The 13,714-nt window shown below is 55.5% G+C and carries 15 protein-coding genes and 2 tRNA genes; 10 read left to right on the top strand and 7 right to left on the bottom strand.

Annotated elements, in window-relative coordinates:
• Positions 1-77: 77 nt before the first annotated feature.
• From SOP95_RS04430 to SOP95_RS04420, 3 genes are all read right to left on the bottom strand, one after another.
• Complete coding sequence (locus SOP95_RS04430) at positions 78-359, bottom strand: peptidylprolyl isomerase (protein WP_059405911.1); 282 nt, start codon at positions 357-359, stop codon at positions 78-80.
• Between the two features lie 106 nt (positions 360-465).
• Complete coding sequence (locus SOP95_RS04425; RefSeq protein WP_323606339.1) at positions 466-1,347, bottom strand: esterase/lipase family protein; 882 nt, start codon at positions 1,345-1,347, stop codon at positions 466-468.
• 194 nt (positions 1,348-1,541) lie between these two features.
• Positions 1,542-2,609 (bottom strand): 3-deoxy-7-phosphoheptulonate synthase, encoded by a 1,068-nt coding sequence (locus tag SOP95_RS04420; RefSeq protein WP_323606337.1) that lies wholly within the window; start codon positions 2,607-2,609, stop codon positions 1,542-1,544.
• A gap of 616 nt (positions 2,610-3,225) precedes the next feature.
• Here SOP95_RS04420 and SOP95_RS04415 point away from each other — a divergent pair.
• From SOP95_RS04415 to SOP95_RS04390, 6 genes are all read left to right on the top strand, one after another.
• Positions 3,226-3,681, top strand: coding sequence for a GNAT family N-acetyltransferase (locus SOP95_RS04415; protein WP_406591699.1), 456 nt, complete (start codon positions 3,226-3,228; stop codon positions 3,679-3,681).
• A gap of 127 nt (positions 3,682-3,808) precedes the next feature.
• The gene (gene gacA, locus SOP95_RS04410; protein ID WP_008015884.1) at positions 3,809-4,450 is read left to right on the top strand and encodes a response regulator transcription factor GacA; all 642 of its coding nucleotides are present in this window, start codon (positions 3,809-3,811) and stop codon (positions 4,448-4,450) included.
• 2 nt (positions 4,451-4,452) lie between these two features.
• A complete protein-coding gene (uvrC, locus tag SOP95_RS04405; protein WP_274075969.1) occupies positions 4,453-6,276 on the top strand; it encodes an excinuclease ABC subunit UvrC in 1,824 nt (607 codons plus the stop codon).
• Between the two features lie 32 nt (positions 6,277-6,308).
• Positions 6,309-6,869, top strand: a complete 561-nt coding sequence (pgsA, locus tag SOP95_RS04400) for a CDP-diacylglycerol--glycerol-3-phosphate 3-phosphatidyltransferase (protein ID WP_274075970.1) — start codon at positions 6,309-6,311, stop codon at positions 6,867-6,869.
• 60 nt (positions 6,870-6,929) lie between these two features.
• Positions 6,930-7,005: transfer RNA gene (locus SOP95_RS04395), tRNA-Gly, on the top strand.
• Positions 7,006-7,050: 45 nt separating this feature from the next.
• Positions 7,051-7,124, top strand: a tRNA-Cys gene (locus SOP95_RS04390).
• A gap of 100 nt (positions 7,125-7,224) precedes the next feature.
• Here SOP95_RS04390 and SOP95_RS04385 read toward each other — a convergent pair.
• From SOP95_RS04385 to SOP95_RS04375, 3 genes are read right to left on the bottom strand one after another with little or no spacing between them, the layout of a single operon-like run.
• Positions 7,225-8,274: a tyrosine-type recombinase/integrase gene (locus SOP95_RS04385; protein WP_323606330.1), complete on the bottom strand. Its 1,050-nt coding sequence runs from the start codon at positions 8,272-8,274 to the stop codon at positions 7,225-7,227.
• Between the two features lies 1 nt (position 8,275).
• The gene (locus SOP95_RS04380; protein ID WP_323606329.1) at positions 8,276-8,518 is read right to left on the bottom strand and encodes a DUF4224 domain-containing protein; all 243 of its coding nucleotides are present in this window, start codon (positions 8,516-8,518) and stop codon (positions 8,276-8,278) included.
• Between the two features lie 45 nt (positions 8,519-8,563).
• Positions 8,564-8,800, bottom strand: a complete 237-nt coding sequence (locus SOP95_RS04375) for a hypothetical protein (protein WP_323606328.1) — start codon at positions 8,798-8,800, stop codon at positions 8,564-8,566.
• Positions 8,801-9,104: 304 nt separating this feature from the next.
• On the opposite strand from SOP95_RS04375, the gene SOP95_RS04370 reads away from it, so the two are divergent.
• Positions 9,105-9,575 (top strand): hypothetical protein, encoded by a 471-nt coding sequence (locus tag SOP95_RS04370; protein ID WP_323606326.1) that lies wholly within the window; start codon positions 9,105-9,107, stop codon positions 9,573-9,575.
• Between the two features lies 1 nt (position 9,576).
• The gene (locus tag SOP95_RS04365) at positions 9,577-11,070 is read left to right on the top strand and encodes a hypothetical protein (protein ID WP_323606325.1); all 1,494 of its coding nucleotides are present in this window, start codon (positions 9,577-9,579) and stop codon (positions 11,068-11,070) included.
• An 89-nt stretch (positions 11,071-11,159) separates the two neighbouring features.
• Here the strand turns inward: SOP95_RS04365 and SOP95_RS04360 are convergent, their stop codons facing one another.
• Positions 11,160-11,885 carry a hypothetical protein gene (locus tag SOP95_RS04360; RefSeq protein WP_323606324.1) on the bottom strand — a complete coding sequence of 242 codons (726 nt, stop codon included), beginning with the start codon at positions 11,883-11,885 and terminating at the stop codon, positions 11,160-11,162.
• A 121-nt stretch (positions 11,886-12,006) separates the two neighbouring features.
• Here SOP95_RS04360 and SOP95_RS04355 point away from each other — a divergent pair, with 121 nt between their 5' ends.
• Together SOP95_RS04355 and SOP95_RS04350 are read left to right on the top strand one after the other, a co-directional pair.
• Positions 12,007-12,834, top strand: a complete 828-nt coding sequence (locus SOP95_RS04355) for a hypothetical protein (RefSeq protein WP_323606323.1) — start codon at positions 12,007-12,009, stop codon at positions 12,832-12,834.
• A 126-nt stretch (positions 12,835-12,960) separates the two neighbouring features.
• Positions 12,961-13,488, top strand: coding sequence for a hypothetical protein (locus SOP95_RS04350; protein WP_323606322.1), 528 nt, complete (start codon positions 12,961-12,963; stop codon positions 13,486-13,488).
• Positions 13,489-13,714: the final 226 nt, after the last annotated feature.

Raw genomic sequence — 13,714 nt, 5'->3', positions numbered from 1 at the left:
TCGCCAGCCGTATTACGTATCTGAAACACGACGGCCCACCAGAAGGCGGGCCGCTGCACAGTAAATCCAGGCGTCTATCAGTCCTGGCGGCTGGTCACTTCCAGCAGGTGGTAGCCGAACTGGGTCTTGACCGGACCTTGCACCACGTTGAGCGGTGCGCTGAAGACCACGGTGTCGAACTCCTTGACCATCTGGCCCGGACCGAACGAGCCCAGGTCACCGCCCTGGCGGCTGGAAGGGCAGGTGGAGTTGGCTTTGGCGACTTCGGCGAAGTCTGCGCCACCCTCGATTTGGGCTTTCAGTTCGTTGCACTTGGCTTCGCTGGCAACAAGGATGTGACGGGCAGTGGCTTTGGCCATGGGAAAACTCTCCATTCAATGTACGGTAAAGTGCTGAGCCTACCGGATTCAGTGGGCTATTTCTCCCCAAAGTTCCGTTGCCAGCGCTCTGGACGGCGGGCCTGGGTCAAAGCCCGGCTTTTTTCAGGCGCTCGGCGTGCTGCACATACAGATCGATCGGGTCGACGCGCCTTACACTTTGACCGCCTGACTGGCGAAGGGTGCCCAGATGGTCCAGCGGATAGTCCGAGCGGATGACGGTGCCCAGGTGGGAGCTGTAGCGGCCGACCAGGCCATCGTTCTGCAAGGGCTCGAGGGAGAAATAACGTGAGAGCGCGCGCATCAGTCCATGGGATGGATCAGCTACCTCAAGTCCTTCAGCCCGCCGCTTGCCCTGCAGGATGCCACTCCAGGAATAGTAGCGCACGCCGTTGACCTGCTCGCGGCCCTTGCCACCCCAGGTCTGCGGCAACCCCTGGGGGTACTTCTGGTTGAAGGCGTTCACGCCTTGCGTGGTCAGGGCGTTCAACGCGGCGACGGCATTTTGCGGCATCCGGCCTTTGCCACTGAGTAACGAAAGAAAGTCGGCGAACAAGGTGGCAATGGTCTCGGCCACGATTTCCGGCAGGTGGCCCGGTGTCAGTGCCTTGCGCAGCAGGTCCGCCAGTTCCGAGCCGTGGTTGGGGCCGCTGACGGACGTCACCGAGGCCACCTTGCCGGGCGCTGTCGCGGCGGCATAGCGTGCGGCCAACGCCCCTTGGCTGTGGCCGATCAGATTGACCTTGTCGGCCCCGGTGCCCTCCAGTACCCGCTGGATCTGCGCCAGCAGCTGTTCGCCGCGTACTTCGTTGCTGTGGGTGGCGGACAGATGCGGGACGAACACCCTCGTGCCAGCGTTGCGCAGGGCCTGCCTGACGTCGTGGAAGAGGTGCACGCTGGCGATCCGCTCGAAGCCGAACAGCCCGTGCACCAGCAGGATGGGATAATGAGTCTTTGCATTCCGTTGCATGTTCATTCCTTTTCCGGGGTTCAAGAAAGTGACTTCGATGTCACTCTAAAGACTCCAGCGCCGCAGCGATGCATGAAATGGCCGCTGTGGCCTGGGGAAAAAGGCATAGGCAGGGTACGAATTCTGGTGGCTGCCGACCCATCTTCGGATGAAGACGGGTTGGTGCAGCCCGATCATGCCGGTGGTCAGCGGGTTTACTGTGCCCGCAGCCGATCCGCCGCCTGGCGTAACAGTTGCTCTGTCGCACTCCAGCCCAGGCAGCCGTCGGTGACCGAAACGCCGTACTTCAGCGACGGGCTCAGCGGTTGGCAGCCTTCGAACAAATGACTTTCGATCATCATGCCGATCAGCGAGCGATCGCCCTGCAGGCGTTGTTCCAGCACGTCGTTGAACACGGCGGGTTGGCGCAGTGGATCTTTGCTGCTGTTGGCGTGGCTGCAGTCGACCATGATCCGGGCCGGGATCTTCAATCGGGTCAGGTCGCCGTGCACGCGGGCGACGCTGGCGCGGTCGTAGTTCGGTCCGTGATGACCGCCGCGCAGCACCAGGTGGGTGTCGACGTTGCCCGGGGTCTGGATGATCGCGGGGTGACCCTGGCTGTCGACGCCGAAGTGGCGATGTGGATGGGCGGCCGAGCGCATGGCGTCACAGGCGACGCCGACACCGCCATCGGTGCCGTTCTTGAAGCCTACCGGCATGCCCAGGCCGCTGGCCATCTCGCGATGGATCTGCGACTCGGTGGTGCGGGCGCCGATGGCCACCCAGCTCAGCAGGTCGTCGAAGTACCCGGCGGCCATGGGTTGCAGCAGTTCAGTCGCCACCGGCAGGCCGAGCATGAGCATTTCCCGCATCAGTTCGCGGGACAGGGTCAGGCCGCCGGCCATGTCATCGCTGCCATCGAGGTGCGGGTCGTACGCCAGGCCTTTCCAGCCCACCGTGGTGCGAGGTTTTTCGACGTAGGCGCGCATCACCAGGAGCATCTGGTCGCTGACGTCGGCGCTCAGGCGGGCCAGGTTGTCGGCGTATTCAAGAGCGGATTGCGGGTCGTGGATCGAGCAGGGGCCGACGATGACCAGCAGACGGGAGTCTTCACCGTCGAGGATTGCGCGAACCGCCTGGCGGTGAGTCGCGACTTGCCGGGCCAAGGCGTTGGTCAGTGGCAATTGCTGCTTGAGTTGCAACGAACTGGGCAGGCGCAGGGTCAGCGCTTCGTTGGCAGAGGTGAGGGTCGACAGTGGCAGAGCAGAGACGGACGAATTCATGTTCAGGCTTCCTGGGCGGCGGCGGGTTCATTCCCGCGCGCTCGGCCCTACTGGGGTGTTCGACAATTGGCCGGATTGGCTGCGTGTGTGTGCTTGCCACCTGTGGGTGACCGATCGGAGGCGGCAGGCTGTCCCGAGCGGAGGGTGGTAAATCGCCAGGCGGTAAAACTGTCGTGACGGTAATAAGTGGCGTTGTTCATTTGTAAAATCCTCTTGATGGCGGTGTGTCGCTAAAGCTGTGTGGTGGCGGGCCCAAAAAACAAAACCCCCGGTCGGGAGGCCGACCGGGGGTTGAGAATTCTCTGGTGGCGACCCGTTTGAAGTGGGCGCCGTGTGGGTATCAGGCGCGCCAGTGGCTAAACCAATACCCAAAATAAAAGCTTGCCGGAGTGCACACGTCATTCACCCGGGCAGCCGCAACCGAGCGCGGGGCGCTGGCGGTATGAAGCGATGGGCGGGCGTTGAACATGGTTTGTCTCCGATGAGTGCACCGAGCTTACTAGAGGCTGGTACGAGGTTTCAATCAGAAAATGCTATCGCTCGGCGCCGGCGTTTTCTATCGCTTGAGCGCCGATGAAGATGTGCCACACTTCTGGTTTTTTGCCACGGGATCAGCATGACGCCATTGATCGATGTTGACTGGCGCCCGGCGACCGATCACGACCTCGATTTCGCCCGGGACCTGACACGCATCAATATGCTGCGCTATTACATCCAGCACGATCTGTTGTGGCTGGACGAAGCGTTCGATGTCGCCTGGGCGGGGCGTGACAACCGGGTGATCGTGCACTTTGATCGTCGGCTGGGGTTCGTCAGCCTGAGCCGGGATGCCCGGGCGCTGTACATCCGCGAACTTCAGGTTGGCCAGGCGTATCGAGGGCAGGGGGCTGGGTCCTGGGCGATCGATCAGGTATTGGCGCTGGCGTGCAGGGAAGGGCGCGGGGCCCTGCGCTTGACGGTGTTTGAAAATAATCCGGCGCGAGCCCTGTACGAACGCAAGGGCTTGAAAGTGGTGGGCAGGGACGAGTGTTTCCTGCGCATGGAGCGTGAAGCCTCCGCAGCAATGCTCTGAAACACGCTGGCGACAAGCCCTGCAAGACGAGTGGAAACTTTTTATATAACGCTTGCCGCTAGGTCTGCCAGTTGCTTTTTGCTAAGGTGGCGGGCAATCCAACAAGATCATATCGCGGGGTGTCTGCTTGATTAGGGTGCTAGTAGTCGATGACCATGATCTCGTTCGTACAGGCATTACACGAATGCTGGCTGACATCGATGGCCTGCAAGTAGTCGGCCAGGCAGAGTCCGGGGAAGAGTCCCTGCTGAAGGCGCGCGAGTTGAAACCCGATGTGGTCCTGATGGACGTCAAGATGCCCGGGATCGGCGGTCTTGAAGCCACCCGCAAATTATTGCGCAGCCATCCCGACATCAAGGTCGTCGCGGTGACCGTGTGCGAGGAAGATCCGTTTCCCACGCGACTGTTGCAAGCCGGTGCGGCAGGCTACCTGACCAAGGGCGCCGGATTGCCGGAAATGGTCCAGGCCATCCGCCTGGTGTTTGCCGGTCAGCGCTACATCAGCCCGCAAATTGCCCAGCAACTGGCGATCAAGTCTTTCCAGCCAACCAACGATTCGCCCTTTGACGCCCTCTCGGAACGGGAGATCCAGATCGCGTTGATGATTGTCGGCTGCCAGAAAGTCCAGATCATCTCCGACAAGTTGTGCCTGTCGCCAAAAACCGTGAACACCTACCGTTATCGCATTTTCGAAAAGCTTTCGATCAGCAGCGATGTCGAGTTGACGCTGTTGGCGGTTCGTCACGGCATGGTTGATGCCAGCCTCTGAAAATGACTGAAATCTTCGATCCAAGCGCCTTCCTGTCGACGGTCAGCGGGCGACCCGGTGTGTATCGCATGTTCGACAGCGACGCGCGCCTGCTCTACGTCGGCAAGGCCAAGAACCTCAAGAATCGCCTGTCGAGCTACTTCCGCAAAACCGGCCTGGCGCCCAAGACCGCTGCGCTGGTGGCCCGCATCGCCCAGGTCGAAACGACCATCACGGCCAATGAAACCGAGGCCTTGCTGCTCGAGCAGACGCTGATCAAGGAATGGCGTCCGCCGTACAACATCCTGCTGCGCGACGACAAATCCTACCCTTACGTGTTTCTCTCCGATGGCCAGTTCCCGCGCTTGAGCATCCATCGCGGGGCGAAGAAGGCCAAGGGCAAATACTTCGGCCCCTATCCGAGTGCCGGCGCGATTCGCGAAAGCCTGAGCCTGTTGCAGAAGACCTTTTTCGTCCGTCAGTGCGAAGACAGCTACTACAAGAACCGCACGCGGCCTTGCCTGCAATACCAGATCAAGCGCTGCAAGGCACCCTGTGTCGGCCTGGTCGACCCGCAGGTGTATGCCGAAGACGTGCGGCACTCGGTGATGTTCCTCGAAGGGCGCAGCAATGCACTGACCGATGAGTTGTCGGCGGCCATGGAAGAGGCGGCGATCAACCTCGAGTTCGAGCGTGCTGCCGAATTGCGCGATCAGATCTCCCTGCTGCGCCGGGTCCAGGATCAACAGAGCATGGAAGGCGGCACGGGTGACGTCGACGTGATTGCCGCGTTCGTCAACCCGGGCGGTGCCTGCGTTCACCTGATCAGCGTGCGCGGCGGGCGAGTGCTGGGCAGCAAGAACTTCTTCCCGCAGGTGGGTATCGAGGAAGACGTTTCCGAGGTCATGGCGGCGTTTCTCGGTCAGTACTACGTCAGCAGCCCTGAACGCGACCTGCCGAGCGAACTGATCGTCAATGTGGTCCACGAAGATTTCCCGACACTGATCGCGGCCATTCACGAGCTGCGCGGTCGCGAATTGACCATCAGCCACAGGGTGCGCGGTACCCGTGCGCGCTGGCAGCAACTGGCGGTAACCAATGCCGAGCAGGCCCTGGGTGCGCGCCTGGCCAACCGGCAACACGTTGCCGCGCGTTTCGATGCCCTGGCAGAAGTGCTCAAGCTGGATGAACCGCCCCAGCGCCTCGAGTGTTATGACATCAGCCACTCCAGCGGGGAGGCGACCGTGGCCTCCTGCGTGGTGTTTGGCCCCGAAGGCCCGATCAAGTCCGATTACCGACGCTACAACATCGAAGGCGTTACCGCGGGCGATGACTACGCGGCCATGCACCAGGCCCTGACCCGACGCTTCAGCAAGCTCAAGGACGGGGAGGGCAAGCTGCCCGACATCCTCCTGGTCGATGGCGGCAAGGGCCAGCTGTCGATGGCCCGCGACGTGCTCAACGAGCTGGCGGTGCCCGACCTGATCCTGCTCGGCGTGGCCAAGGGCGCGACGCGCAAGGCCGGTTTCGAAACCCTGTACCTCAACGACGCCGCCCACGAATTCACCTTGCGCGGTGATTCCCCCGCGCTGCACCTTATCCAGCAGATTCGCGACGAAGCCCACCGTTTTGCGATTACCGGGCACCGCGCGCGCCGCGGCAAGACCCGCCGCACCTCGACGCTGGAAGGCGTTGCCGGGGTGGGGCCGACACGTCGGCGCGATTTGCTCAAACATTTTGGTGGATTGCAGGAGCTGTCTCGTGCCAGCATCGACGAAATCGCCAAAGCCCCCGGGATCAGTAAAAAGCTCGCAGAGTTGATTTATGCAAATCTGCACAGCGAGTAGAATGCCCCCTCACCTCGTAGCCAGTTGTGCCGATGAATATCCCTAATCTGATTACCGTTCTACGCGTCCTGCTCATACCGATCTTCATTTTGCTGTTCTACCTGCCGTACCACTGGAGTTACCTGGCGTCAGCCTCGGTCTTCGCCTTTGCTGCCGCCACCGACTGGCTGGACGGGTACCTGGCCCGACGCCTGGAACAAAGCACGCCGTTCGGGGCCTTCCTCGACCCCGTGGCCGACAAGCTGATGGTCGCCGTGGCCCTGGTGTTGCTGGTACAGGAACACGGCAACCTGTGGCTCACGCTGCCGGCTGCGGTCATCATCGGTCGCGAGATCGTGGTCTCGGCGCTGCGCGAATGGATGGCCGAACTCGGCGCCCGTGCGCACGTGGCCGTGTCGAACCTGGGCAAATGGAAAACCGCCGCGCAAATGCTGGCGCTGGTGATCCTGCTGGCCAATCCATCGGACTTCAGCTTCTGGGTCCTGCTGGGCTACACCCTGCTGATGGTGTCCGCGGGCCTGACATTGTGGTCCATGGTCCAGTACTTGCGGGCGGCCTGGCCGCATCTGCGTACCGACGTGCAAAAGAAATAAAACTTTTTTGAATCAAGGGGTTGACGGCGCTTCTGATTTCTATAGAATGCGCCACACCAAGCGGGAATAGCTCAGTTGGTAGAGCACGACCTTGCCAAGGTCGGGGTCGCGAGTTCGAGTCTCGTTTCCCGCTCCAAGTTTTACGCATTTGATGTCGCGCTACTGACAACAGATGTTTTGAGGCCGAGTAGCAAAATGGTTATGCAGCGGATTGCAAATCCGCCTACGCCGGTTCGATTCCGACCTCGGCCTCCACTATTGAAAGCCCCGCAGATTAACGTCTGCGGGGTTTTTTATTGGGCGCAGGAAATTGAAGGAGTTCCGAAACTTTAGGGGGTGGAGTTCCGAAACTATTTCATTTTGACGGTTGAGCGATCGCCCCGATACGACGATAAACGCGCTTGGTGATTTCCTGCTCAGAGTGACCCAGCAGGAGACTCGCGTCAGCGATGTCGGTTATTTCGGAAGCTGCTTTTGGTCGGATATCCTTGAACTGGAATTGGCGAATCTTCTCTGCGTCTTCACTCCGGCCTTCTCTGACTGCCAGCGATCGTGCCGATTCCCGGGCGTCATCCCATCTATTACGCAGCATCTGCTGAGAAACGCGCATCCCCGACTTGCTGAGGATGAAGTGCGACGCGCTGTGCTGTTTGTTCCTCTCCATGATTTCCTCTATGAGTAGGCCAAGACTATTTTTCACGCCATCGGCCTGCATCTGGATTCGAAGGCGTTTACTGGTTTTTCCTTGCTGCACAGTCAAGTAATCCCCTTCGATGTCTCCACGCGTCATTGCGATAACGTCAGCCGGCCGCTGTCCCGTCAAATAGGCCAGATCCATCGCATCCCTCAGTTCCTGCGGAGCTTGTCCATACACTGCCGACCAGACCATATCGTTGGCGTAGTAGTCCCGGACCTTTTCCTTGTTTTTCCGAACTCCTGCGCACGGGTTCTCCCGGTCAGTGAAACCCCATTCCCGTGCAATATTGAATACATGGGACAGGAGGGCAATTTCCCTGTTCGCCCTGGTCTTGGCCGTCCTTGCATCCCGGTACTGCGCAACCATGGATGGGGTAATTGCGTCGATTGGCGCGCCTTCAAACCCTTTGCGCAGATGCTTGAGCTCAGCCCTGTTGTCCTTTTGCGTGCGCGGCGCCTTCTTAGGGATAATGTCCCGCTCGTATCTGTCAAAAATCCCCTTCATTACCTTCAGGTCAGCCGGTTTTACCTTGGCTTCAAGTTCAGCCCATTTCAGCCTTGCCTTGTCGAAGTCCCCGCCAAGCGACAGTTCCTTGCCGTTCGCATCCCGGTAGTAGTACCCAACCCAGACGGTACCGTTCTTGCGCGGGCGTTTACGCCGCACCATCCCTGGTGGCAAATCCCTATTTTCTGTCTTGCGGGGGCGCATATCAGTTCACTCTGGAGAAGTCTGGCGTCCAGGCCGGACGCGTCGGGGGCGGGTTTGGGTCAGCGTTAGACGGGGAGCCCATGCCCAACTTCATGCGAGCGTACATCCGGCCAACCAAAGGGCGCTTGCCGCGGCTTTCGACGAACACCCACTGACGATCAATCAGCCAGCGACGCTGGTAGGCTCTGGCCTTGTAGCCAGTGAGTTCGGATAGTTCCTCGTCGGAGAGGATTTCAGTTTCCATGGAGATGCTCCATGCCGCGCGTGGCGGCAGAAGGTGGTTATTGGATTAGCCTGCTTTGCGCAATGCTTGGGCGAAGAGTCGGCGGCGGCTTACGAGAACCTGCAAGCGATACGCGTGGAATCGGCGACCGCCCTGCGATTTGATTTCCGGTGCCAGGTACGACAGGTCCTCTTTCAGTTGGCCAAAGTAATAGAGGTGCTCGCCGTCACTTCCCCGCTCGGGCTGTGCGGTTACCCAGTTGCGAGCAGTAAGACATGGCATGCATATTTTGAACGAGCCCATGTCACCCTCCCGGCTTCCGGATATGAGCTGATATTTCTGGCCGGGATCGATGTGCTCGTGGCACTCGCCGCATTTGCGCACCTTGCGAACGGTCGCGTGGATTTCGCTTGAAAATCGGACATAGCGATTCCTTGCCCGCCGCTCATCGGCAGGCTCGAGAGTTGTCGTCTGATGGGGGTATCAGGTGGGTTGGATGAGTGCATCGCGCGTACAGAGTCGCTGCAAGATTCTCTTTGTGAATTTTAATGTTGCATAGTAAATCTCCGAGATTTATGATGCCATCTCCACGGCAAGGAGGTGTTCGATGGGGCGATCGGTAGCGACAGAGGATGGGGCTAAAATTTATGCGCACGAATGCAGGGTTCGCGATGCTTACGCAGAAACTCTTAGCGATCACCGTAACGGAGAGATTCTGGCCAGAACAGAACAGGGTTATGACGGAACGCTTTTACGTGCGGATATGCGCACTATTGATAAAAGTGATTTGATACGGGAGTGGGAATTTAAAATTTCCGCTGACTACAAGGCATTAGGGCAAATCCTTCAATATGTTGCGTTGGCGAGAAAAACAGAGAATTTTCGCCCTATCCGTGGAGTAATTGCAGCGTTTCGTTTTTCGCCTGAGATGATTGTTGCCAACGAGGTAATGAACTTGAATATCGAGTTCGTGGTTTTGCCATCCTGGTTGCGTCGATCTGGTTTTGTTGTTGGCGCACCATTGCAAGTATTGCCAAAAATTCCTTTTCTTCCTAATGAATATGTTGAGATTAAATAATATGGCTATACCAAACTTAGCTAAAAAAGTTATTTTAACCAATAGCATTCCAAAGGATGGAGAATATCAAGGGCTTCGGATTGTACGTGCACAAAGCAATTCTGATGACCTTGATGCATTTGAGCGAAGTGCTTACGAATTTCAGAGTCCAACCTCTAACTATATTAGACTCCATGCAACACTTAGTCGGAAAGGTTTCGTTTCCGATAGTGGGCAGTGGCGTATTTTGGTTACTGCACATCCTACGTTAAGCGTATTTGTTGAAATGGTTCGATATGATCCTTCGAATCCTCCACCCGATAATTATGACGCTTTGCGAATGACCGAAATGCATGAGCGTACTCAAAGCGACTTTAAGGGGCAGAAGGCACAAAATAAGATTGATTTCCGAGATTATATACTAGAGGGAATTAGGGGGGATAGACCGTTATATCTACCTACGATTTCTGGGTGGCAATCATCAGTTGTATTTGATCAAACTGTTTTTGTTGCCTTGGATGAAACTAATCCAAATAGTTTGTATGGGATAATATATTTGCCTAAGTCGCCACTCATGCAGTCTGATGGTCAAACGCAGACGGCGGCCCTTTTTTCGGTAGCGAATTCTAAGGACGCGGTCGACGTTGGTGCCCTAGAAAATTTAGTGGTGACTCTAGAAGTTGAACTCAATATGGATGAGCGAAAGGCTGGCCAAAGCTTTGCTGATCGAAATGGTCGGGGTTCGAAGAAGAATAAAAACCTTGTGATAAGCCTGGACACATCTTCTGCACTAAGTGAGTTGCGTGTCAGTGCTATCGCTGGGACGATATTTGAATCAAGGCTCGCAACCGGTCGCAATACTAGTACCAGTGAGACAGCAACTAAGTGTCTTGTCGATTTGAGCACGATGGAGCAAATATTGCTGAATGTCGTGTCGGAAGGCAGATTGAAGACTGAGCACTTCAAGCACTTTCATGTTAAGCACTTTCTTCCTTTTGCGAAGGATTTTATAGCGATTCTTGAGCAAAATTTTGGCCCGGCCTGGTTGGAGGAAACTCCCGCCGACTCAGACCCCTTTAGAAAATTGTATGTCCATGGTTGGCCGTTTGCGTTAAAGGCGCTTGCAATTGCATATCATCGGTCTCGCATTGATGAGATAGGTCCTCTTGTATCGGCTATAGGAGCCAAAGATGCCGGAAAAACTGTCGAAGAGGCTTATAACTCGCAGGTTAATAATTTAAAGGCTAATTGGGATAAGAAACCGACGTTATCAGTTTCAGAGCTAAAAGATAGAATCTCTAAGATTGATTGGCTTAGATATAGAGCGCATTGGATTACTATCACAGGTTATAAACAAGATAAAAATGGTCAGCCTCGTCGTATTAAACTAAAAAGCACCAAGGGTGTGGAGGTTGCTATGGCCCAAGCTCAAAACACGGCGTCTGTTATTGGTTTGGTTGCGAATAAAATTGCATCGCAGACTTGGAGTGATTTGACGTCTACTGATAATTTCTAATACTTGGTTGGTTTTTAGCTTGATTTATAACCAACGCTGCCAAAAGGCAGCGTTAGGGTGTTAATAAAAGTTCGAATCCGACTCGATTGTCAAAGCGCCATCTCAACTTGAGTTTCTCGTTGCCAGGCCGGCGCACTGTTGTGCGCCTCAATCCGGTCGGCGATGACGTTCGCGCGCTGGCCAGCAGTAGGTGGCGCGTACATTCCGAAGCGACTGATGCTGCCCCCATTCACTGCTGCATTCGTGGAATCGGCAGAGGCCAGTGGCAATAGCTGAAATATAGCGGGGTCGAGCATGCGCAGTCCGTGGAGTCGGCATATTGGTCGGCCGCTATCATCGCAGATCGCATTCATTGCCGCGCCGATACGCTTCCACCATGGATTGGTTCCTGGGCTGGACCACTCGCCGGAACTGCCGATTGCAACGGTCTGCCAGTCAGATGCGAGCTTCTGTAGGCGCTCTAGAGATTCGTGGAGATGCCAGACCGGCACGCCATGCAATTCTCTCGGCCATGCCGCCAGAAGTGCGTCGTTCGCTGTCTCATTACCGTCGATTACATCAGGGATCAGCGCCCAGTCGAAGCCGGGGTGCCGGTGCCACTGTTCCACCCAGCGGGTGTATCCGTCGACGTCCAGGGTGCCGCCCTTCTTCCAGACGGAAAACGCGCCGTTGTCGAAGACGAACGACTGGCAAACTTCAGCAACGATGGCTATATCGTCCTGGCGCGGGAAGGGCACTAGCGCGTGCCGAGAGGCAAGGAAGCGAGCGCCATCTTGCCGAGTTCCGCCGACCGGTGTGCCGTGGTAATGGATCATGAAGGCTCCAATGTCTTTCAGACCTTTTTCTGGTCTGGTCGTTGAGTTTTTTTCATATGGAAATTACGTGATGGCTATGAGATATTCCGCCCTAGTTGTTATTAGAGAGCACGGAGCGGACATGAAAGTTTTTGTCAGTTGGTCAGGGCAAAGGAGCAAGGCTGTAGCGGAGTTGATTAGCGATTGGATCAAGTGTGTACTTCAGGCGTCTCAGCCGTGGATATCCACGCGAGATATTGACAAGGGAGCAATTTGGTTTTCTGAGATTTCAGATCAACTTAAAGATACGGCAGCTGGTATTGTATGCTTGACTCAAGAAAATCAAAACAAACCGTGGATTCTTTTCGAAACTGGCGCGCTTGCGAAAGGATTAAGTACGAACAGAGTGTGTACGTTTTTGATTGATTTACAACCTAGCGATATTCAAGACCCTTTGGCTCAGTTCAATCACACTGTTCCTGAGCGATCGTCGATGTGGAGTCTTATAAGCTCTTTGAATTCATGCATGGAGATCAACAAGCTTGATGAGCGAATCCTAAAGCAGGTGTTCGAAACTTATTGGCCCCAGTTTGTGGAGGGCTTTGCACTAGCATTAGAGTCGAATCCTCAATTAGTGGATGTTGTACCTCGTTCCGAAGAAAGTATTTTGGCCGAAATACTTTCAAACACTCGATCCCTATCAAGTCGCGTGAGGGACTTGGAGTTTAGAACGAGTTTGACTGCTGATGCTGGAAATCCGTTTTCCGATTTAGCGGAGAAGCGTCAGTTATTCATATCCCTAATAGAAAAAAATGTACCGATCGAACAGATTATTGAGATTGCGAAAAAAAATGAATTCCCTCTTAAAGAGTTAGATTCACTGTTAAGCGTTTTCCGTAAGACAACAAGGATTCGCGGTACGGTGGGTGCCTCGTACAACGGTGTTAATTCTGCTTCCGAGCCCAACTAAATCCTCATTGGAGAGCATCTCTTCCTTTTCTCGCGTCGCCCTCCATGACCGGATGCGGTGGGGTGATTCATTGAAGTGGGTTATTTGTGTTCGGCCCGGCATGGGGCCGGTCTTAAGGAGTCAATTTTGGATACAGCGGTTTGGGCAAATTGCATTGCGGGCGCCGCACTGCTGATTTCTGTAGTTGCAGCGATTCTTTCTTGGCGAGCGGTGGCCACCGCAAAACAAGCAAATCAAATAAATATTCATCTTTATCAAAAAATATTGTACGAGAAATTTCGCATTGCTTTTGAACAGCTAAAAAAATCAAATTCGGAATCAATGCAGCGAGAGTTTATGGAGTTTGGTCCCCATGTACAGTCAGCTAGCATTTATGTCTCTTCCGGCTTGGCTGAGGATATCAAGGAGTTTTACAGCGTTTGTTTGGACTTGCATGGGAGTAGAGAAATCTTGGAGGTTTCGAAGTCTAAGTTAGATAACGTGCAGGACCCTAATCTTGTGTCCATGAGCAATCCGATTTCAACTCAGGAAACAGAACTTGCTGCGCGAAATCATGCCAAAGCGCGTGGTAATTTCATCTACGCTCGTACGTATGCAATAAATCTCGGGACAAGATTGCAGGATAGGTTCATAAAAGAAATGGTGCTGGTTTGATGCGTAGTTACCTTCACGCAATAGACTGAGAATGGTTAGCAAGCAAAGCCCGTCATTTCGTCAAGTGAAAATTCGATAAGGTAAAAAAGTACCACCGGCGGTACTGTCGTTCAGAGCGTCGCCAAGTTGAGGAGTTACCTCCCGTTAGGCGCGGCCCTCCGTAACCGTTGGTGGCAATTTGGTTTTGGTTCGTGTCTGATACGCGGCTGATTATTTCCCGCCGGAT

The organism is Pseudomonas sp. YuFO8, assembly GCF_035065025.1.
Classification (GTDB): domain Bacteria; phylum Pseudomonadota; class Gammaproteobacteria; order Pseudomonadales; family Pseudomonadaceae; genus Aquipseudomonas; species Aquipseudomonas putida_AE.
The sequence above is the reverse complement of the archived record's forward strand: the minus strand, read 5'-3'. Positions and strand labels throughout refer to the sequence as shown.

What these genes read in the sequence shown, in the direction of transcription:
- SOP95_RS04430 (WP_059405911.1), bottom strand. Translation starts at nt 359, where the DNA reads ATGGCCAAAGCCACTGCCCGTCACATCCTTGTTGCCAGCGAAGCCAAG.
- SOP95_RS04425 (WP_323606339.1), bottom strand. Translation starts at nt 1,347, where the DNA reads ATGCAACGGAATGCAAAGACTCATTATCCCATCCTGCTGGTGCACGGG.
- SOP95_RS04420 (WP_323606337.1), bottom strand. Translation starts at nt 2,609, where the DNA reads ATGAATTCGTCCGTCTCTGCTCTGCCACTGTCGACCCTCACCTCTGCC.
- SOP95_RS04415 (WP_406591699.1), top strand. Translation starts at nt 3,226, where the DNA reads ATGACGCCATTGATCGATGTTGACTGGCGCCCGGCGACCGATCACGAC.
- uvrC (WP_274075969.1), top strand. Translation starts at nt 4,453, where the DNA reads ATGACTGAAATCTTCGATCCAAGCGCCTTCCTGTCGACGGTCAGCGGG.
- pgsA (WP_274075970.1), top strand. Translation starts at nt 6,309, where the DNA reads ATGAATATCCCTAATCTGATTACCGTTCTACGCGTCCTGCTCATACCG.
- SOP95_RS04385 (WP_323606330.1), bottom strand. Translation starts at nt 8,274, where the DNA reads ATGCGCCCCCGCAAGACAGAAAATAGGGATTTGCCACCAGGGATGGTG.
- SOP95_RS04380 (WP_323606329.1), bottom strand. Translation starts at nt 8,518, where the DNA reads ATGGAAACTGAAATCCTCTCCGACGAGGAACTATCCGAACTCACTGGC.
- SOP95_RS04375 (WP_323606328.1), bottom strand. Translation starts at nt 8,800, where the DNA reads ATGGGCTCGTTCAAAATATGCATGCCATGTCTTACTGCTCGCAACTGG.
- SOP95_RS04370 (WP_323606326.1), top strand. Translation starts at nt 9,105, where the DNA reads ATGGGGCGATCGGTAGCGACAGAGGATGGGGCTAAAATTTATGCGCAC.
- SOP95_RS04365 (WP_323606325.1), top strand. Translation starts at nt 9,577, where the DNA reads ATGGCTATACCAAACTTAGCTAAAAAAGTTATTTTAACCAATAGCATT.
- SOP95_RS04360 (WP_323606324.1), bottom strand. Translation starts at nt 11,885, where the DNA reads ATGATCCATTACCACGGCACACCGGTCGGCGGAACTCGGCAAGATGGC.
- SOP95_RS04355 (WP_323606323.1), top strand. Translation starts at nt 12,007, where the DNA reads ATGAAAGTTTTTGTCAGTTGGTCAGGGCAAAGGAGCAAGGCTGTAGCG.